This window comes from Streptomyces halobius (assembly GCF_023277745.1).
GTDB classification, from domain to species: Bacteria; Actinomycetota; Actinomycetes; order Streptomycetales; family Streptomycetaceae; genus Streptomyces; species Streptomyces halobius.
Genome location: NZ_CP086322.1, coordinates 7,979,888 through 7,999,797 on the forward strand (window position 1 = coordinate 7,979,888; position 19,910 = coordinate 7,999,797).

A 19,910-nucleotide genomic window follows, 5' to 3' on the forward strand; every position below is an offset into this window, starting at 1 on the left:
CCTAGACTCATCGCTGCACCTCCCGGACCCGAAGAGGCAGCAGAGGGGCTTCAGTTTTTGTGAACTCGGCGCCTTTGGCGTGCATGCGGGCGTCCGTATCGAACCGTTCGCGCTCGCGCGGGTGGAGGAGATGTTGGGTAATGAATGACCTGCCTGCGACCTTCCATAGGCCCCGGCCCTTGGTGAGGGCGGACACGGCCTGGGTCTCGACGCCGGTTAGTCCCAGCAGGGCGGCGGCGGAGGTGAGTTGGTCGGCTTCCTGGCGGTAGATGATCCGGGTCGAGCAGTCGGTGAGCAGACCCTCGGCCAGCGCCCGGCCGCGGGAGCCGGCATCGCCCGCGGTCAGCAGGTCGCTCAGACGGTGGATCACCATGAGGTTCGCGATGCCAAGGCCGCGGCTGAGCTTCCACTGGCTCTGCATGCGCTCCAGCAGGGCGACGTGCCGCATGACGCGCCATGCCTCGTCGTAGATCACCCAGCGCCGTCCGCCGGTGGGGTCGGCGAGCGCGGACTCCATCCACGCCGAGGCGCAGGTCATCGCCAGGACCAGCGCGGTGTCGTCGCCGGCCCCGCCCAGACGTGAGAGGTCGATGGACAGCATCGGCGCGCTCGGGTCGAAGGTGACGGTGCTGGGGGAGTCGAACATGCCGGCCAGGTCGCCGTGCACGAGCCGGCGGAGTGCGTGGGCGAGGTCTTCGGCGGCGTGTCCGAGGCGGCCGGTCAGCTCGCCGAGCGCGCAGTCGAGGCGTTCGGGGGAGCCGAGGACGTGTGCGACGTCGCCCAGCAGTGGGGTGGTGCCGTTCGCCTCGGCGTGGGCGACGGTCTGGTCGAGGGCGACGTCGAGAGCGGTGTGTTCCATCGGGTGCAGGTCCCGCCGCAGGACGGTTTTCGCGAGGGAGCCGAGGAGGAGAAGGCGGCGCTTGCGGACCTCGCCTTCCCAGTCCTCCTCTGCGACGCCGTGCGGCCTGGCGGGTGCGTCCAGGGGGTTGAGCCGTCCGGGCAGGCCGGGGCCGAGGGCGATGGTCTGGCCGCCCAGCTCCTGGGCGACGACGGTCCACTCGCCCTTCGGGTCGCAGGGGACGTAGATGCGGTAGCCGAAGGCCACGGCGCGCAGGGCGAGGGACTTGGCCAGGGCGGACTTGCCCATGCCGATGATTCCGGCGAGCAGGATGTTCGGATTGGTGAAGCCGTCGAGGCGGCCGTACAGCGCGAACGGGTCGTAGGTGAAGGCTGCTTCGGCGTGGACGTCGCGGCCGATGTAGATGCCTTGCGCGCCGAGGCCGCCCTCGGCGAGGAAAGGGTATGCGCCGGACGCCGTCGCCGTGGTCATGCGGTGGGCGGGGAGCTTCAGACGGCCGCCGCGGGCGGAGGCTGGGCCGGGTCGGCCGACGGCGGGGTAGGTGGCCCGCAGCTCGGGGTCGATGCCAGGTTCGGCACGCCGGTCTTCGGGACGCGCGGCATGGCGGGCCTTGTCGCGGGCGGCGGCGAACTGGTCACGGGCCGCGCGGGCAGTGCGGCGGTCGCTTTTGCGGGGGACAAAGAGCGGGCTGGCGCTGGCGCGGTCGCGGGTGTGGGTGGACATGACGGTGGTGCTCCAACAGGGTCAGTGGCGGGTCAGGCCGGTGAACGGGTCGCGCAGGTCGGCCGGGGTGTGGTCACGGCGGACGTGGGCGGCGGTGGCCAGGTGGCGCTGGCAGATGGTGAGTTCGGGCGCGCCTTCAGGGAGCCGGGCCCGGCACGCCTCCCGCTCCGGACGACGGCCGGTGCCGGGGTGAGCGGCTGCGTGGTAGGCGTCGTGGAGGTGCTCGGCGGCCTGCCACAGGCGGATCCGGCAGGCCCGCAGGTGATCGCCCTCGGCCTTGGCCGCCGGAGTGGTGCGTGTGGTGTGGGTGTCGAGGAGGCCGTAGAGGGCGGTGAGGTGGGCGTGGAGGGTGTCCAGCTCGGTGCGGTGTGCGGCCACGGGCTGGGCGGGGAGGTTGATCGCCCGGTGGAAGTCGAGCGCCGCGGTGGCGAACGGGACGAAGTCCTCCGCCGGGTCGGGCAGGGGATCGGTCGGCATGGAAAGGGGCCCTTCGGATTGAGCGCGGTGGTGGAGCTGGTGCGCTAGGGGCGGGCCAGCGGGAGGGCAGCGGTGGTGAAGGCTTCGGCTTGCTGCCAGGTCAGCAGCCGCAGATCGAGGAGGGCGGAGACCGCGGCCGTCTCGATCGCCGCACAGGCAGCGTTGAGCTGCTCGTCGGTGTCGGCGCTGACGGTGAGCAGGCCGGTCAGGGCGACGTCGGCGTGGCCGGCGATCAGCTGGCGCTCGCGCTGCTTGATGTCGGCGTACTCGACCGAGTCCTCCTCGGAGTCGACCTGTCCCTTGCGCTGCCGCTCGGCGGCGTCCGCGATCACGGTGGCCTTCTTGCGCTGCACGTCCTTGAGTGCGGCGTCCAGTCCCTTGGGTGCGTAGGTCAGGGAGAGGGTGCGGCGTACCCCGGAGGTGAACAGGAGCTGGTGCAGGAAGCCGGGGCTGGTTTCGATGCGGGGCCAGTTCTCGATCCAGTACGTGGCGTGGCGGGCCGAGTCGGTCTGGATCCGGTCGGCTTTCTCCACTAGGACGACCGGGCCGGCAGCCGCCGGATCGGCCTGCGGACGGCCGGCCTCGGACCACTGATCCAGCGCGGCCGATGCCTTGGGGGCGTAGGCGGTGCGGATCACTGCGGCGATCTCGCTCGCCCCCAGCCAGCCGGTGGGCATGAGGCCGGAGTTGCGGGCGGCCTGGTCGAAGGTGGAGGTCAGCTGGGTCAGGACGGCGAAGGCGCCGGTGAGTCCGCCGCCGGCCTGGTTGATCAGGCGCCGGGCGGCCTTGAGATCGAGCGCGAGCGCGACGTATGCCTCTAGCGGTTGAGCGCATCGCCGGAGTCGGGCACGGTCCGCTCCAGCACCTGGACGCGAGCGATGTGACCGGTACGGGAAAGGGCGGCCAGGGTGCGGCCCCAGCCTGCGACGTTGCTGGTCTGGGTGGCCGGATCCAGCAGGGCGAAGGCGCGGGAGGACACCTTCACCACGGCGGTCAGGGTGCCGTGGTGCGGGTCGTGCACCGCACCGAACTGGCTGTCGGGCGAGGTGGCCACCCGCAGAGAGGCGGCCGTGCCGGGCAGGTGGAGCAGGCCCTCGCGCCGAGGGCGGCGGGAGGGACGGGCCAGCCAGATGAGCTGGCCCTTGAAATGCCGCAGCGCATAGCGCAGCGCGATGGGTGCCCAGTCCGCGAGGGACCGCCCGCGGTGGCGGATGAAGACCGCCGCCAGGATGACGGCCCACAGCGGGATGAGCTTCAGTGCCCCGGTGACGCCGGCGCGCATCAGCACTGTGAGCAGGGCGAGGCCGGTGAGGGTGACGACGACGAGCTGGGCGACGGAGAGGCCGAGCAGTACACCGCGGCGTGAGCGGTGGGGGAACTTCACGGTGGCCGGGCCGTCAGGCGTGGACATGTCGGGATGCATGGCAAAGCCGTCCTTGGAACGTGGAGAGAAAGAAGTTGGGGACGGGGTGGGAGGCCGAGAGCGGCGGCCTCCCACCCCTGTCAGGTGAGGGCTACGAGCCCGATCCGCCCGGTGGCTTGGGGTAGATCCACCGCTGGGGCGTGGAGCCGCCTTGCGGAGGGGGCCCACTCGCTGGAGGCGGCCCGCTGGGCCGTGGCCTCGGTGGATCCATCCGCGTACTCGCCGCGGCCGAGCCGCCCTGGGGCGTGGGCCCAGACGAGACCGGCGCCGAAGCTGCTGCCGCGCCCGAGGTGGCCCCCTGTCCGGGGCGCTGGATCAGGGGCTGGCCGCGGTCGCCGTCCGTGGGAGGCCGCTGGATCAGCGCCCGCCCCTTGTCGCCGGTGGCGTTGGGATCCTCGCCGTAGCGGAAGCGGGTCTGCTTCGGCTTGCCGCCGCCCGAGCCACCGGTCGGATCAATGCCGGAGGCGACACCGCCGGTGCCCTGACCCGGCACCTTCGACGGACCCTGCGGAGCAGGCGTCCCGGTGCCGGCCTGCATGGCGAGCTGGGCTGCGGTCTTGGCAGCCCCTGCTGCCACCGTCATACCGGCGACACCGGTGCGGTGCAGATCATCGTGTCCACCACCGTCGGCCGCCCAGTGGATGAACTTGTAGGTGGCATACGGGCAGAGCATCACCAGGACCATCACGACGATGCCCGCAATCGCATCCGACACAGCGCTCAGCCCGTCGTGCGAGTCGGTCTTGCCCATGGCCGAGACGCCCAGCAAGAACACGATCGTCATCAGCAGTTTGCTGACGACCAGGGTGGCCGTGGCCTCAACCCAACCGCGGCGCCAGCGCCGGGCTACCTCCCAGCCCCCGCCGGCCCCGGCGAAGACGGCCAGCGTGACCAGGACCAGGATGCCGACCTTGCGGGCCACCATCACGGCCCAGTACAAGAACGCCCCGATCGCGCAGCCGAGCGCGATGATCGCGGGGACACCCCAGCCCAGGCCATACATCGCCCCCAGCTCGTTGACCTTGATGATGCGGCGGACCGCGTCATCGACGGAACTGTTGGCGGCCTTGAACAGACCGGCACTGAGCGCGTCCACCACGGTGATGGCGACAGTGGTGCAGGCGATGGCGGCGAAGGCGAAGAAGACGCCCACCATGGTCCCGAACGCGGCTTGGGCGAGGGCGCGTTCGTCCCTGCGCCAGGCAGCACGGGTGAGCTGGAGGCAGAATGTGCCTACCGTCAGGATCAATCCGATCGGCAGCAGCAGCTCGTAGTTGTTGCGGAACCACTCGGCGTTCAGGTCGATGGCGGTGGTCTTGTCGACCGCCTTGGACGCGAGGTCGGCGGCCGACTGGGCCACCTCGCCCATCGACTTGGCGATCCAGGCACCGATGCCGTCGGTGACCGCCTCGCCGGTGGAGCTGACGACGCCGCCGACGGCATCGCAGACCTTGTTCATCAAGGGAAGGTCGCAGGCTCCCATCAGGGCACCTCCTTATCCGGGATCAGGGCGGTCATGGCGCGGCGTTGGGGAAGACGGCGGCCAGCGCGCAGTTCTGGTGCGGCCGGCATTGGACGGCGAGGGTCATCGAGCGGGCCTCGGCTCCGGCTCCCGAGCCCTTCCAGGCGAGGGTCTGGTTGCCGGTGACCGTGACGGCGTAGAGGTACGCCTCGGTGATCGCACCGGGATCCTGGGCCAGCGCGGTCTTGAACGCCTGCGGGAAGTGGCCCTCGCCGACTTCCGCGCTGGCGTGCTGGCGGTTGTCGTGCATCCGCGACCACAGCACCGGGCTGGGCACCTGGTCGGTGACGGACTTCCAGTCGGCGTACTTCTTCTCGCCGGTCATCCACCGCTTCAGCCCGGCCAGATGCTCGGCCTGGGAGAAGGCGCGGGTGTCGTACGTCCACAGGACCTTCGTGGCCGCCTTGGCGAACGTGATCGGATCGCTCGTCTTCGGAGGAGCCGCGACAGCCACGCCCTTGTCGTCAGTTGCTTCGGGTGAGGGCGACGACTGAGCTGACGTCGGCGGTGGGGAAGGCTTCGCGGAGGCCGGGCTGTCCGTACGGTTCAGATACGCGACCAGACCGGCGATTGCCAGCAGCACCGCGAGGATGATGCCGCCGAGCAGCGAACGCCGCAGGACCGAGGTCGGTGCTCCATGCGTGCGTTCCTCGGGATTGCGGAGACGTTTCTTCGGCATCAGTGCACCTGCGTTCCCATGGCGGAGAAGAAGGCGACGATGCCGTTGGCCGCACCCAGTAGCAGGGCGCATCCGGCGGCGATGGCCGTGCCCTTCTTGCCGTTCTGCTCTGCCTGGTGGCCGCCGCTGTGGTGGCCCCAGGCCCAGACGACCGCGGAGATGACCAGGGCGCCGACCGCGGCGATGATGCCGAACAGGTTGATGCTGCCCATCACGTTCTTCAGGACATCGAGACCGGGAAGCCCGCCCTGCTTCGGCGTGACGCCGGGGTTGTAAGCCAGGTACTGGGCGTGCTCAATGAGCTTCATTTCAACTCCAGTTTGATTCTGGGCGCGCAGAGGCCCATGGGCGCGAAGACCCGGAGGGATGGGGAAGGGAGGGGGGAGAAGAGGCCGGTCAGACGACTCGGCGGGCGGCGAGGACGTCCGGCCGCCAGGAAGCGAGGGTCGAGATCTTGACCACGTCGCCGGTCTTGGGGGCCTGCAGGATCAGGCCCTGGCCGATGAACATCCCGACGTGTTCCGGCCGGGCGGCACTGCCGCGGGTGAAGAGCAGATCACCGGGCTTGAGCGCATCGACGCTGACTGACTTGCCCTCGGTGACCTGCGTGTACGTGGTCCGGGAGATCGAGACCCCACCGGCCTGGTACGACGCCTGCATCAGCGACGAGCAGTCACACCGGCCCATCGGATCCTGGCCGTGCGGAGCAGAGCAGCTGCCACCCCACTGGTACGCAGTGCCGAGCTGCCCCAGACCCCAACGGATCGCCGTCCGCACCGCCTTGGGCGCATCAGCTGGGATCTTGTAGCCCTTGGGGACGGACCCGGCCGGAATCGGACCGAACCCGCTCCCATCACCACCGGTCCCGCACCCACCAGAGGAAGCCTGCAAGGTGGCGTCCTTGCTGTCGTCCTTGCCGGAACTGCCCTTGTTCGGGAGGTCCTTGGCGATGGCCTTCTGGAGAGCGGTGGCCAAGGGTTCCCACTTGGCGTAGGCGTCCGGAAAGCCGCTCGCCTGGACCGCCTGCGCGGCCTGGGCGACGGTCATCGATTGCCAGCCCGAGACCTTCAGCAGCCCCTCGTAAAACTTTGTCGAGGCATGCACCGGATCCCGGACCTGCGCCGCGGTGCCCCATCCCTGGCTGGGCCGTTGCTGGAACAGGCCGAGAGAATCCCGGTCGCCGTAGTCCAAGTTCCGCAGCCCCGACTCCTGCAAAGCAGTCGCCAGCGCGACGATCTGCCCACGTACGGGAACCTTCATCGCCACGCCAGTGGCCTGGATCGTCTTGGCGTTCGGTATCTGCTCCGTGGGGTTATCCAGCCCCGGAACGGATACCGAGCCCTTGCCGCCGCCCTTGAGGATCGACTCCACCTGCTTGGCCATGGCCTTGGCGTCCACCGCACCGGCGCCACCACTGGCTTCGCCGCAGGCTGCCTGGGCGTTGCTGGCGCCGGCCACGGCGACGGCGATGGGTGCGATCAGCAGCGCCGGGGCGAGGACGACGCCCCCGGCTATCGCAGCGGTCTTCTTCACAGCCGGCCACCCGACGCTCGACGTATCCGGATGTCTGGCTCGGGGGAGGGGCGCGCCTGGGCATGCTGCATCAGCAGCTCCTAACTCGTAGGCAGCGCGGTGCCGGCGTTCTCGTCGAAAAGGCCACCGGCACCACGCCGGTTAAGAAATCGAAAGTCCCCGAAGGGAGGGCCGCGCTTCGGAGCTGCTAACTCCGAAGCGCCGACCCCTTTATCGCAATGCGGCAGCAAGCCGCGCTCGTAATCTCAGACACCACACGGTGAATTCCTCTCCCTCGCATCCGAGAGTTGTTGTTTCACGGGTGCCGAGCGGGCCGCCGATTGGACGAGACAACACGCATTAGCACAGCTCAACAGGGCCGGGGCTAGGGCCCGTCCTGCGAACACGCCGAGACTGTAGAGGCAAAAGCGCGGCCACCCCAAACGAGCCGATCATGAAAAGGACAGTCAAGATCACGTCATTAGGTGTCGCCGCAGAAATGGCGTTAACCTCTGGTCCACTGCTCGTCCCAGGCAGCCGCCTATGCAGTTTCCTGGGCAGCGCTGGCACGCATATCCCGTTCCGCGGATGCGTGCACATGGCCGTCTTCCGGAAAGAGAGATCCGCCGAATGTCGTCGTACACCCTGCACCGAGGCGATGCGCTCACCGTCCTCAAGTCCCTCCCGGACGAGAGCGTCGATGCCGTCATCACCGACCCGCCCTACAACTCCGGCGGACGCACCAGCTCCGAACGCACCGCCCGCACCGCACGGGCGAAGTACACCAGCGGCGACGCCCGCCACGACCTCGCCAACTTTCCCGGCGAAAACCGCGACCAGCGCTCCTACCGCGCCTGGCTGACCGAACTGCTCACCGAGGCATACCGCGCCAGCCGCGAACACGCCGTCGTCATGGTCTTCTCCGACTGGAGGCAGGACCCCACCACGTCCGATGCTCTGCAGATGGCCGGCTGGACCTGGCACGGGAAGATGCCGTGGATCAAGCCGGCCTCACGGCCCCGCAAGGGCGGCCCGAAGCAGGACTCCGAGTTCATCCTCTGGGGCGTCAAGGGCACCCTCGACAACACCCGGGACCTCTACCTGCCCGGCCACTTCATCGCTTCCCAGCCCCGCAAGGACCGTGTCCACATCACCCAGAAACCCATCGAGATCATGCAGCAGCTCGTCCAGGTCTGCCCGTCCGGCGGCACCGTCCTCGACCCCTTCACCGGCTCCGGAGCCACCGGCATCGCCGCACTGAAGGAAGGCCGTAACTTCGTCGGCGTCGAGCTCTCCGACCATTACGCTGGCATCGCCGAACAGCGCCTTCGCAGTGTCCTGACCCAGGACGACTTCGCACTCGCCGGGCCCGAGGAATGAGAGCGGCGCGTCCCAGCAGACCGGGGCAGAACGCAGAACAAGGGCGGTTGCGTCACCGAAATCCGATGACGCAACCGCCCTTGACTCTCTCGATCAGCCCGCTTCGACGCTCTGCCGGATGAGGTCACCGGCTCGCGCGAGATCCTGGCGCGATCTGATCCGTACCTCGACGCCGTCCTTGATTCCCAGGCAGCCCAGGCCGCGGACGTCCCGGGAGAAGCCCTCCTCCAGCTCCACGGCATCCGGATCCAGCTTCAGGTTGACCACGAGCAACCGGTTCCGCGGCTGGACGCGCACCGTGGCGACATTCTTGATCCGCCGGTACGCGATGTAGTGCAACTGCGGCTCCTTCTGCACACCCTCGTGCGACAGGAGCACCTCGTCGAGATCTGCGTACAGATCCTGAAGATCCTGCGGCGACTCGTCCAGGTACTGCTGCACCGACTTCGGCGAAACCGCACTGGAGACTTGGGACGCGATGGGAGCCTTTCCCCGAGCCGGAGCCGCGGCGCCGGCAACGGAGGCTACCAGCCGCAAGGTCAGCACATCGTCGAACACCCGATAGCTCACCAAGTCGATACGGCGGCCGATCATCTCGATCGCCACCGTGTCATGGTGCGTGAAGTCCCCAGCGACGCAGACGAGCCGGGGGTTGCTCCAGTCGATGGCCTCGGCCACCTCGGCGCCGAGCTTCTCCTTGACCAAGCTCTCGAATTCATGGTGGTGGTCATGGATCCACGACAGGTATGACAGCGCTTGATTCGTGACGTTCTGGTCGCGGGAGCGTTTGTACTCCACGATGACCGGCGTCCCGTTCTCATCCAAACCCAGAGAGTCGATCCGGCCCCGGTGCCGGCCCGTCGCATACTCGCTCGCCAGGAAGCGGATGCCGAGCATCGTCTCCATATTGGCCTCGATCAGCGTCTGCAACTGCCGCTCCAGCGCAACGGACGAGCCCGGAATCTCCGTGGCCTGTCCGCCGCTCACCTTGAACGCCTTCAAGTTGTTCATACGCCTCCCCGACTCCACCTCGATCACCGCGAACGAACAATCGAGACTACGAGGCATTTATTCCGGAAGGACAATCTCGGAGCCAATGAGCATCACGCCCCGGCTTTCTGCGCCTGGCCGCCGGCCTTGCCACGCCAGTAGGCGAGGTTGCGTCGCGCAGCGAGGGTGGTGGGATGGTCTCTGCCCAGCACTCGCGCTCGGTCCGATAGCAGTTCAGCGAAGGCGGCAGCGGCCCCGGATGCGTCCCCCGCCTTGCCACGCCAGGAGGCAAGGATGCCCCGGATGTTGAGGGTGTCGGGGTGGTCATTGCCCAGCACCCGCATCATGTGCTCCAGCAGTTCCTCGGCTGAAGCGGCAGCCCCGGCCGCATCCCCGGCCTTCCCACACCAGTAGGCACAGTTGGCCCACGTTGCGAGTGTATGGGGGTGGTTTTCGCTCAGCACTCGCGCTCGGTCCGATAGCAGTTCAGCGAAAGCAGCAGCGGCCCCGGCCGCATCCCCCGCCATGCCACGACAGTAAGCAAGGTTGTGTCGCGTCGTGAGGGTGCTGGGGTGGTTTTCGCCCAGCCTCCGCACTCGGTCGGCCAACAGTTCGGCGAAAGCGGCGGCGGCCCCGGACGCGTTCCCCGCCTGGCCACGCCACCGAGCGAGGCTGATTTCGGTGGTGAGGGTGTCGGGGTGGTCTTCGCCCAATACTCGTACCCGGTCGGTCAGCAGTTTGGCGCAATCGGCGGCAGCGCCTGCGGCATCCCCCGTTTCCCCACGCCAGCGGGCGACGTTGTGCCGGGTGGTGAGGGTGTGGGGGTGGTCTTCGCCCAATACCCTCACTCGGTCGGTCAGCAGTTCGGCGAAGGTAGCGGCAGCCCCTGCGGCATCGCCCGCCGCCCCACGCCAGTAGGCAAGGTTGTGCCGGGTGGTGAGGGTGTCGGGGTGGTCTCCGCCCAGCACCCGCATCATCTGCTCCAGCACTTCCTCGATGGAAGCGGCGGCCCCGGCCACATCCCCTGTCTCCCCACACCAGCGGGCGAGGTAACCCCGGGCGGCGAGCGTGTTGGGGTGGTCGGGACCGAGGTGGTGGTGGGCGGCTTCGGCCAGGTACTGGAAGTGGTCGCGAGCTGCGGCTACCTGGCCAACTTGCCCGTAGCTGTTGCCGGTGCGGTACAGCGCCTCGTGCGTGTTCGGCCGATACATCGCCACTTCAGAGTGGGTGGTGAGGGCCGTGGTGTTGGCCCGGAGAGCCTGTGCGACGGCGGGGTCCCGTTCGATCTCGGGCCAGGCAGCCATGAGGGCGTCGGCAGCGGTGCGGGCGTGCTGCTCGTGCTCGGCGGGAGTGAGGGCGTCGCGGGTGGCGCGTTGGATGAGTTGGTGGACACGGATAGCCTGATGGGGGGTGGCGGGAGTGTGGTCGATGAGGCTGAGCCGATGCAGGGCGCGCAGGGCTCGTACCGCATCCCGGAGGGAGACCGGTTCCCCTTCTCTAGTGAGGCCCTGGCCGGTTTGGGTGCGGTGCTGGGCGAGGTGGGCGAGGGCGGGTCGGCTGGTCAGGACTGCGTGGGGAATGCCGTTGGGGTCGAGCATTGCGGCTAGGTGGAGCATGGGGCGGGCCAGACCGACAGGGTTGAGGGCGTCGGCGTGGTCGATGGACAGGGACCATGCGGCGGCGACAGGAATGGCCTGGTCGTCGGGGAGCCGGTCGGGCGCGGTGTCGGCGAGCATGGTGGTGCGACCGGAGAGCAGTTCGCGGTAGGCGGCCACGCTCTCACCCGAGTCGATGAGGTAAGCGGCGGCCTGGGCGAGGGCAAGGGGCAGATAGCTCAGGTCACGGGCTAGGGCGGTGATCTGGCCGACAGGTTCGTGGCGGCCGCGGGCTGCCAGGGATGCGGTGAGGTAGGCGACGGCTTCGGCCTCGGTGAACAGCCCGACCTCGATCCGGCGACGGCCTTCACCGGTCAGAGCGGCATCGCGTCGGCGGGTGGTGACCAAGGTTCGGCCATACCGGCTGGGGGGAGGCCACAGGCCGCGTAGGTCGTCGGGGTCGGCGACGTCGTCCAGGATGATCAGCCACCGGCATGGTTTCGCCCCGGCCTTGGGCGTCAGCCAGGCCAGAAAGGTCCCCGCGGCCTGCTCGGCATCGCCTGGGTCGGCTTGGCACAGTTCGACGCCGGCCTGCGCGTAGCTGTTCACGACGGGCGTGCGGGCACTCGCGGTGATCCAGACCAGGACGTCGAGGCTGCCGCCGGCCCAGCAGGTACGGGCATAGTCGGCGGCGAGCTGGGTCTTGCCCACGCCGCCCATGCCGGTCAAGACCTGCCCCAGTACGGCCGAGTCGCCGCCGTCGACCGCCGCCCGCAGCCGTTGTGCCTCCGCGCGGTGCTGGAAGGACTGCGCCCGGGACGGGATCGCGCCGACCTGGTGCGGCCAGGCTGCTGGCTCGCGTGGCGCAGCGTGGTAAACGACCTGACCGACGCTGGCGATCGCCACGCTGTGGTGGGCGGCGTGAGCGGTCACGCTGCTCGGCGTACTGGTGCCCGCGAGGGGTAAGAGGGGGCTTGGGGTAGCCGGTCTGTTCAGCCCTGCGACGGATCCGGCGCCGGAGGGTGGCTGATGCGCGCACCTCCGTGGATGACTCCGCCCGCGATCGACCCACCCTCGGCGTAGATGTCCACGTAGCCGCCCGCAGCCAGTCCGCCGTCGCCCGCCGATACCCCGCCGTCGGGGGTGTACTGGGCCAGCAAGTCACGCAGTTCCTCGCAGGCCCGGACACGCTCGGTGCCGTCCAGGCCCTCCAGCAGGCCCTCGAAGCGGGCCTGCCACGCCGCCTCCTGGCGAATGCGCACCTGCTCCGCCCCCCTCTCCTCTGCTGCCTCCAGCTCGCCAGCAGCCTGGTCCAGGCGCTCCAACTCGGCCCGCTCGCGCTGCTCGTCTCCCTGGCCGAACCAGCGTGCCACCGCCTGCCGCAGCCCGGTCCACGCCTCCGTCCCCGCAGCCTGTACCACTGCCGCCCCGCCCGCCGCGGCCAGCGCCGCCAACGCCTCCTCTAGCATCCCCGCTCTCCCCTCCCCAAGACGATCTCCGCAGCACGGTAGCGCCGCATTCAGTGCACGCGCACTGTCGTGAGGGAAACACGCGCCACGACCACTGCCAGTTGCGGCCCGCGGCGCACCTCGGCCTTCCGCCCGGGCTTCAGTCCTCCCAGTCGTCGTCGCGGTCGCTGGTGTGGGCGTGCCGGTCGCGCAGCGGCGCAGGGGCTTCGGTGGCCACCGTCGCCATTAGCCGGGGGCTCCGCCAACTCAGCCGCCAGATGAACCGCTCAGTCAGTCACACCTGTGACTGATTCCCAATCGTGTTCGTCAAGCCGCTGGCGGGCTTGAACGTCCTGCGCTGACTGCACTGGGCTGGGGTGGCTGGGGAGTCCAGTGGCGTTGATCCCGGATGAGAGCCCAAAGGACATCGAGGCGGCGGCGAGCGAGGGCGAGGACTGCCTGCTTGTGGCTCTTGCCCTGGGCTTTCTTACGGTCGTAGAAGGTCTTCGAGGTGGGACAGAAGCGTGCGGCGATCTGGGCAGACAGGTAGAAGACGCGAAGAAGACGGCGGTGGTACCGGTAGGGCCGCCGCATGTTCCCGCTGATGCGGCCTGAGTCCCGTGGGACTGGCGCAAGGTCCGCGTCAATTGGTCCGTCTCGGGCAGCCGACAAAACCGCCGAACCCGCACGAACGACCTCGGAGGCGCTTCTACGCGTCGAATTCGCCTTCCCAGCCGAATTCAAGCAGTGCCTGGGGGAGGTAGTCGGTCTCGACCTCGACCGGGATGCCGTTGGCCTTCGCCAGGCAGGCGATCGCCAGCGGAGCGAGGGCTACGACCCCCTGGATGTTCTGGGCGCGGTCCTCGTCGGCGGTCCAGTACTCCTTGTGCCAGCGGACGGCGTCGGCCAGGGCCTCGTTGAAGCCGGCGGCGTCGTTGCGCAGGTAGCGGTAGAGCATCATGATCGGTGGGTAGCGGAGCTTGGTCATCGTCTCCGCGTCGACGACGCGGGCGTGCTCGGCAGCACTCAGGTCCACGGCGCGCACCAGGTGCGTGCGCAGGTCGTCCCGGCGGAGCCAGAAGCTCTGGAGGGTCTCCACCCAGGCGTAGGTGTACTCGTCCAGGTCGCCGCCGAAGTCGCGCAGCAGGGACACCGGGATCCGGGCCAGCATGTCGAGGCGGGTTGCTTCACGGCAGATGACCGCGAGGTAGAAGGCGTTGAGCCAGTTGTTCGCGTTGAGGTAGGTCTGCGGTCCGGTGGCGGCGAGGTGGCGCTCCTCCTGGCGGATCTTGCAGGTGACCGTTTCCTGGTCGGAAGCGGCGGCGGCGAAGACGGCCGAGTGCACCTGCATGGCCAGCAGCCAGGACTCCCAGGTCTCCAACATGACGGCACCGGGGTCCCCGACACAGCGGACGAGGGCGACGTTCAGCGACCTCATGACCGCGCCCGACCTGGAGTTGTGCGAGGTCTCGATCTCCTCCAACGAATAGGACAGCGACCCCTCCATGACGGGAACCACCGCTGCCATCTCGTCCTTCTCATAGTCCTGGCGCGGCACGATCACGGACACTGTCTCCCCTGTCAGATCTTGAAAAATTCGAGGACGGCCCCAGCGTACTTACTGCCGCCGTCCGTGGCTTTCACCATGGCGTATTCCAGGCTCTTGCTATCCAAGGCTTTCGTGAGCTCATCGGCAAGGTCCGCGTTCGTCCATACCTTGCCCGAGGCATCGGTCACCTTCAGGTTCGGCCGGCGCTCCATCTCGGCGATGATGGTCCGCAGGTACGGCTCGGTGCCCTGCTTCACCATGAAGCCCTCGGCCGGACCGACGCCCTTGCGCCAGAGGAGGCTGGAAGATGGCGCCTTCGCCTCGATGATCATCAACTTGCCGTCCGGACGGCGGTACAGCTGGTCGAACATGTTGGCGCCGTTGGGCGTCTTCGGCAGCGGCTGCTCCACCGAGCCGGGGAACCTCTCCGGGACGACGTGCAGCCGCGCCGCGTCCTCGCCCAGGCGTTCCGAGAACGAGGTGTTGTTGGAGGTGTTCTCGCCCCACCGCGGGGTCATGTGCGCGTCGAAACGCTCCTGCGCCTTCGCCAGCTCGTTGAGCGTATCGGCGGTGGGCGAAGCCTTGTGCAGGCGCTCGGCGTTGGCGAGTTCCACGGAAGCCTTGCGGTCCTTGGCGACGTCGTCGAGGTGGTCGATCGCGGGTAGGGTCTCGTCGCGGACGAATGGATCACGGCCGAACTTGGTCTCGGAGCCGGCGGACGGAAGGCTGTTCTTGGCGATCCAGGATCCGTCGCTGTCCTTCGCCAGGATCGGCAGCTCGACGTCGTCGATCTTGGTGTGGATGCTGAGACGGTGCCCGTCCGACCGGTAGTACTCGTTGAACCAGGTCTTGTCGGGATCGTTCGCCTTCTGCACGAACTCGTCCTGCTTGGCCTTGACCTGCTCGGGCGTCATCTGCTGCCCGGAAGCGGGGTGCGTCGGCTGGCCGTCGTGACCGCCCGCCGGGGCCGTCCCGTCACCCGCACGGGCCGCGTCGTCACCGAAGCCTGGGATGGCGTCGAAGCCGCCGGGTCCGTGGCCGCCCAGCGGGTTGTGGGTGCCGCCGGTGCTCGGGGTGTCCGGGTGGGTGCCGCCTCCGCCCGGAGCGTCGGTGCCGTGGGTGGTCGGGGAGTTGGTGTGGCCGCCGCGGGGGGTCTGGTTCAGGTCGTTGCGCGGCATGTTGTCCGGGGCGTGGCCGCCGGGGGTGCCGTGGTCGTCGGCGCGGCCCCTGGGGCTGTGATCGCCCGGCCTGGTGTCGCCGTGGCCCGCGTTGTCGCCCGTATGGGCCGGACCGGAGTGCTCCGAGCCGACGCGTGTGAAGTCGTCGCCCCGTCCGCCGACGCCGGCCGGGACCCGCTGCTCCTGGTGAGCCGGGGTCTCGATTCGTGGGTTGTCCGCGCCTGTGGCGGGTGAGGCGGGGTTCTCCTTGTGGGCGTCTTCGGCGCGCTGGAAGAGGCTGCCGTCCTCGTTGTAGAGGTCGCCTCTGGCGGTCATGTACTTCCCGCTGCTCGGGTCCTTCACCGTGTCCGGCGGGAAGGTGACCGTGTCCTTGGGCAGTTCGATGCTGCCGTCTGGGTTTTTGGTGGCCCCTTCCGGGATGGGAGCGTCCTTGGGCAGCTGGATCGTGCCGTCCGGCATCTCGACGGCGCCTTCGGGCGGGCTGTAGGCGCCATCGGAGATCTTCGGGATCTCGACGTGGCCGAGGCCCTTGAGATGGGCCATCACGTCGCCGACCTTCGACACGCCCGCGCCTGCGCCTTTGAAGACGTAGGCCATCGGGTCGACGGCGCTGCCCACCTTGCTGACGGCGGAGAGGCCCTTGGCCATCGCGGCGGCCTTGCCCGTGCCCTGCACGGCGGCACCACCGCCGCGGGTGAAGACAGCGGTCACGACGTTGAAGGTGACCGCGCCGGCGGCACGGGAGCCGTTCGATTCCCACTGGTCCCAGGCTACGAGAGCCTTGCCGGTGTCTCTCACCGCAGTACGCGAGTCCCGCAGCCAGGAGGGGAGCATGTTGCCCGGCAGCATCCAGTAGGCAGTGCCCAAACCGGGGATCGTGGTGATCGTGGCTGCGGTGGAGAGTTTGGCCAGACTTTTCCACGCCTCGCCGGCGGCATCCCCGCCGTGCCCGCCGAACAGGGTGTAGATGCCGTCGATGGTGCCCCCCACGCCGTCGACGATAAAGCCCTTGCCGAAGTCGTAGGCGTGCTCCCACACCTGCCACCAGGAAACGGATTCCTCGACCGCGTCGCCCCAGGGCAGGCTCTTGGATTGCTTGAGGGCTTCGGCGTCGTAGCCGTAGCCGTTCTTGTGGGAGGCGTCGATCGCGTGGAGCGCCTTGCCGTTGACCAGGGCGACGATCTTGGCGTGGCAGTCGCGTTCGGCTTCCTGGAACGCGGCCCAGACCTCGGCGATCTTGTTGCGGCGATTGAGGTTCTCCTCGATCAGGTCGCCGTCCTCGCGCCAGTCGTCGTCGGCGGCTTCCTTGTCGCGGAAGGCGGCGGCCTCCTGTCTGAGCTGCTCAAGCTGCTTGACCAGTGGAGTGATCTCTCGGGCGTAGGTGTTCAGAGCCTTGGCGATGACCTGCATGTCATCGCTCAGGTCGTGCGCCTTGTCTGCCACCGGTTTGGTGACGGCGAACAGCTGCTCTGCCTCGGGTGCCTTGTAGAAGGCGGACAGTCCGCCGAAGGACTTGTGGACGTCCGAGCCGGCGGTGTGGACCGTGGAGCCGCCGCGGGACAGTGCCTTCGCCTTGGTTTCGAGAAGGTCCAGATTCCCGGTGAAGACCGGTACCTCGGCCGGATCGACCGGCGCGTTGCTCACTGCTTCTTCCCCCCGAAGTCCTTGAGAGCCTCCACCCGCACGGTACGGGCGGCGTTCTGGGCGTTCTTGGCCGCCTCCAGATCGCCCTGGACGTACTCATTGGTGGCTTTGGCCGCGCCCAGGACGGCGGCCTGGCAACGATCGGCCATCGCCTTGAAATCCGTCCTGCGCTTCTTCGCCGCGTACTCGGCCAGCGCCGCGCCGACCGGCCCCACCGATGTCTTCTGCGACACCCACTTCGGAGCCGTCTGCGGCACCACCGGCCCGTGCGGACGCACCGCGGCCTGCGAGCCCGGCACCGCCGTACCCGCCGCCGCAGCCGCCTCCTGCATGTCCGTGAGCAGGGTGGTGAGGGCCTTCCCAAGATCTTCGGCATGTGTGCCGACGACCTTCAACTGGCCCTGCACACCCTGCGGCTGAATGTCCCACGACGCCATGAACGCCCCCTGCAAACCCTCTCTGTCACACCGCCGCCACGACTGCGTGACGCCGGTCCCCCCAGCGGCCGGCAACCCGTCGGCGCACCGCGGAGGACTGCTTCTCCTGCTGGTGCGCTGGGCTGGCTCAGCCGATGTTGTCGACCGCGGACTTCGCGCGTGCCAGCGTCTGGTGCGCGGTCGCGTCGTTCTTCTCCAGCGTCGTCTTCAGCAGCTGGATGATGCTCCGCACCTCCTGCGAGGCGCGGTTCCAGCGCATTTCCTTGCCGTGGTACTCCTCCGCGACACCATCCGCCGCGAAGTCCGCCATCGCTGCCTTCACCTGCGCGTCACGCGCCGCCATCACCTGCTCCAGACGGCCGATCATCGCCTGGATGTTGCCCTGCGCCTCCGCCGAGGCACCCGAGTCGTACGAACGCCGGTCCATGCCAGCAGCCATCACAATCACTCCCCGCCAAGACTTTGAGTACGTGCGCCGCAAAGCGGCTGTCAGCGGCCCGAGAAGCGGGCCGCGTCGAAGTTAGCGGCCGACATCTGCGACCGCGCGTTATCGGCCTGCTCCTGGACGCCCGAGCTGAACGCCGACTCCATGCCCGACTGACCGCCCACAATCGCGGCCAGCGCGCTGTCCAGCGCCGTGGTGATCTCGTCCGCGCGCGACTTGAAGGAGTCGAAGGCCGCCTTGCCCGAACCGTTAAACTTGCCCTCCAACGGCTGCGCTGCCTGTACCAACTGGTGGATCAACGTCCCCAGCTCCGTGCTCGACCCCTGCGACTTCGACCTCAGGGTTGCAAGCGTCTGCGCTCCCATATCGAACTTCATCGGGTTCCCCCACCGGACTTGACGATCAAATGTACGGTCATGCCTATCAACTGCGGATCATTGCTGCAATCCGCATTCCCAATGCTATGACGAAGGTGTGACAGCGGCTCAGTGTCGTCTGCGTCCCCTGGCCACCGCGCTGTGTTTGGTACGGAGGCCACAGGTCGGCCCCCCGGTCCGGGAGCTCTCAGGCGCCTTTCAGATGTCGCATTAGGCGCTCGAAGTCCTGCCAGCCCGACAGGTCCAACGGGTCGCCCGGCAGCGGGTAGTACATCGCAGGGCGGGTTTTCGGGCCGAGGGGGACAGGCGGCTGGGACAGCGGCGTGTTCCGGGCGCGGTCGCCGGGTATCTGACGGACCTCCTCCGCGCCGAGCACGAAGGCCAGCGGGACACCGGGTCCCTCGAAGCGGGGCGGCACCGCCAGGTCCCGGCGGGCTTTGCGGACCTGGACGAGCATCGACACAAGGCGGTGGCGGGTGGCGAGCACCTCCGCGGCCCTGGGCAAGGAGTCCACCGGCGGCTCCTCGTCGGGGCCGTAGCCGAACATCAGCGTGACGTACTTCTCCACGCCCGCCTTCGTCCGGCTGACGCGCACCGTGGCAAGGCCCGGCTTCTCCGGGCTGCCGACTACCACGAACCAGGTCGGCTCGGGCGCCCTCTCGTAGGCGATGTCGGTCATCTGGCGCAGTGACCAGGGGAGGTTGGCGGGCTCGGCGGTACCCCAGCCGGCCGGGGGCTCGCCGGTCAGTTCGCGCCATATCGACTCCAGTGCGCCGCCAAGGACCAGACGCTCGTCTGCGGGGTGGGCCGTGCGGAACGTCACAGCGAGCTGACGCTCTCCGGTGTCCGTGACTTCCTGGTAGGAGGCGGCCACCGGGGTGCGGGGGTCGTCAGCGGTCGCGTCGGCCGCCGCTACCGGTGCGAACATGCCGTCCTGCCAGCGCAGTACGGCTCCGGACTGTCCGTCGTAGTAGCCGTCCCGCTCGTCGCGTACGACCCAGCGGCAGGGCCAGTTGCTCAGGCTGTGGAGTACGGCCGGGGAGAGTGTGGTTCCCGGTGGGGTGACGATCTGCAGGCCCAGTTCGGCGCCTGCGGCGGTGCGGAATGCGTCCTGGAGCCAGGCTGTCATGGCGACCACCGGGCGGTCCTGGATGATGACGGCGACCTTGTCGGTGAGAACGTCGACGGCGGGCTGGTCGGCGGCGGGCGTGGGCGCGATGCTCATACCGTCGGTCTTCACCACGGCCAGGGACTGCGCGGCCTGTGGCGGCCAGGCGGAGCCATCGGCCAAAGCGGCCAGCCGGGCCGCGAAGGTACCCGCGAGGCGTTCGGCTTCTTCGACACCGGTGGTGGCGCGGGCCTCGGTCCACCAGTACGGAACCGGCGGCTCCGTGGCTCCCAGCAGTCGCTTGGCCTCGCCGGCGACTTGCACGAGCAGTGGTGACTCGACGGATACCAGTGGTCGGCCCTCGTCGTCGCACAGGCGCATGACGGCACCTTCGCCTGCGGTGTCGACCAGCTTGTCGGGGCCTCCGGAGAGCAGGCCCGCGAGCATGGTCGATGGGCCGGGCATGCGCTGGGTGAGGGCGATGACGTCCTTGGTCATGGGTCGTCGGTCCTTCGTCGTTCGTGGCATGGAAGCCGTACGTGTCGTGAAGCTGGCGTGTGCGGA

Annotated in this window: 16 protein-coding genes and 2 pseudogenes; 1 reads left to right on the plus strand and 17 read right to left on the minus strand. The window is 68.7% G+C overall.

Annotation, left to right across the window (positions count from 1 at the left end; all coding sequences use genetic code 11):
* Positions 1 to 7 precede the first annotated feature (7 nt).
* The 7 genes and pseudogenes from K9S39_RS36230 to K9S39_RS36260 form a co-directional block, all read right to left on the minus strand.
* Positions 8 to 1,582 carry an ATP-binding protein gene (locus K9S39_RS36230; RefSeq protein ID WP_248867557.1) on the minus strand — a complete coding sequence of 525 codons (1,575 nt, stop codon included), beginning with the start codon at positions 1,580 to 1,582 and terminating at the stop codon, positions 8 to 10.
* Positions 1,583 to 1,603: 21 nt separating this feature from the next.
* On the minus strand, positions 1,604 to 2,059 hold the full coding sequence (locus K9S39_RS36235) for a DUF6238 family protein (RefSeq protein WP_248867558.1): 456 nt from the start codon (positions 2,057 to 2,059) through the stop codon (positions 1,604 to 1,606).
* Positions 2,060 to 2,103: 44 nt separating this feature from the next.
* Positions 2,104 to 3,470 (minus strand): annotated as a pseudogene (locus tag K9S39_RS36240) (SCO6880 family protein).
* A 103-nt stretch (positions 3,471 to 3,573) separates the two neighbouring features.
* Positions 3,574 to 4,965: an SCO6881 family protein gene (locus K9S39_RS36245; RefSeq protein ID WP_248867559.1), complete on the minus strand. Its 1,392-nt coding sequence runs from the start codon at positions 4,963 to 4,965 to the stop codon at positions 3,574 to 3,576.
* A gap of 31 nt (positions 4,966 to 4,996) precedes the next feature.
* Positions 4,997 to 5,683: a hypothetical protein gene (locus K9S39_RS36250; RefSeq protein WP_248867560.1), complete on the minus strand. Its 687-nt coding sequence runs from the start codon at positions 5,681 to 5,683 to the stop codon at positions 4,997 to 4,999.
* A complete protein-coding gene (locus tag K9S39_RS36255; protein ID WP_248867561.1) occupies positions 5,683 to 5,991 on the minus strand; it encodes a DUF6112 family protein in 309 nt (102 codons plus the stop codon). Before K9S39_RS36255 ends, K9S39_RS36250 begins: the two co-directional genes overlap by 1 nt.
* A gap of 88 nt (positions 5,992 to 6,079) precedes the next feature.
* Positions 6,080 to 7,216: a C40 family peptidase gene (locus K9S39_RS36260; protein ID WP_283113149.1), complete on the minus strand. Its 1,137-nt coding sequence runs from the start codon at positions 7,214 to 7,216 to the stop codon at positions 6,080 to 6,082.
* A gap of 609 nt (positions 7,217 to 7,825) precedes the next feature.
* Here K9S39_RS36260 and K9S39_RS36265 point away from each other — a divergent pair.
* Complete coding sequence (locus K9S39_RS36265; RefSeq protein ID WP_248867562.1) at positions 7,826 to 8,575, plus strand: DNA-methyltransferase; 750 nt, start codon at positions 7,826 to 7,828, stop codon at positions 8,573 to 8,575.
* 93 nt (positions 8,576 to 8,668) lie between these two features.
* Here K9S39_RS36265 and K9S39_RS36270 read toward each other — a convergent pair whose 3' ends face one another.
* The 10 genes and pseudogenes from K9S39_RS36270 to K9S39_RS36315 form a co-directional block, all read right to left on the minus strand.
* Positions 8,669 to 9,586, minus strand: a complete 918-nt coding sequence (locus K9S39_RS36270; RefSeq protein WP_248869113.1) for a DUF5655 domain-containing protein — start codon at positions 9,584 to 9,586, stop codon at positions 8,669 to 8,671.
* 92 nt (positions 9,587 to 9,678) lie between these two features.
* Positions 9,679 to 12,093 carry a tetratricopeptide repeat protein gene (locus K9S39_RS36275; RefSeq protein WP_248867563.1) on the minus strand — a complete coding sequence of 805 codons (2,415 nt, stop codon included), beginning with the start codon at positions 12,091 to 12,093 and terminating at the stop codon, positions 9,679 to 9,681.
* 59 nt (positions 12,094 to 12,152) lie between these two features.
* Positions 12,153 to 12,629: a hypothetical protein gene (locus K9S39_RS36280; protein ID WP_248867564.1), complete on the minus strand. Its 477-nt coding sequence runs from the start codon at positions 12,627 to 12,629 to the stop codon at positions 12,153 to 12,155.
* A gap of 306 nt (positions 12,630 to 12,935) precedes the next feature.
* Positions 12,936 to 13,250: pseudogene (locus K9S39_RS36285) on the minus strand (transposase); the annotation flags it as partial.
* Positions 13,251 to 13,317: 67 nt separating this feature from the next.
* Positions 13,318 to 14,172: an immunity 49 family protein gene (locus tag K9S39_RS36290; protein WP_248867565.1), complete on the minus strand. Its 855-nt coding sequence runs from the start codon at positions 14,170 to 14,172 to the stop codon at positions 13,318 to 13,320.
* A gap of 17 nt (positions 14,173 to 14,189) precedes the next feature.
* Complete coding sequence (locus K9S39_RS36295) at positions 14,190 to 16,979, minus strand: hypothetical protein (protein WP_248867566.1); 2,790 nt, start codon at positions 16,977 to 16,979, stop codon at positions 14,190 to 14,192.
* The gene (locus tag K9S39_RS36300) at positions 16,976 to 17,416 is read right to left on the minus strand and encodes a DUF6507 family protein (RefSeq protein WP_248867567.1); all 441 of its coding nucleotides are present in this window, start codon (positions 17,414 to 17,416) and stop codon (positions 16,976 to 16,978) included. Before K9S39_RS36300 ends, K9S39_RS36295 begins: the two co-directional genes overlap by 4 nt.
* 127 nt (positions 17,417 to 17,543) lie before the next feature.
* Positions 17,544 to 17,855, minus strand: a complete 312-nt coding sequence (locus K9S39_RS36305; RefSeq protein WP_248867568.1) for a pore-forming ESAT-6 family protein — start codon at positions 17,853 to 17,855, stop codon at positions 17,544 to 17,546.
* 50 nt (positions 17,856 to 17,905) lie between these two features.
* Entirely contained in the window at positions 17,906 to 18,238 is a 333-nt protein-coding gene (locus K9S39_RS36310) for a hypothetical protein (RefSeq protein WP_248867569.1), read from the minus strand.
* Between the two features lie 187 nt (positions 18,239 to 18,425).
* Positions 18,426 to 19,844: a DUF6177 family protein gene (locus K9S39_RS36315; protein ID WP_248867570.1), complete on the minus strand. Its 1,419-nt coding sequence runs from the start codon at positions 19,842 to 19,844 to the stop codon at positions 18,426 to 18,428.
* Between the last annotated feature and the right edge of the window lie 66 nt (positions 19,845 to 19,910).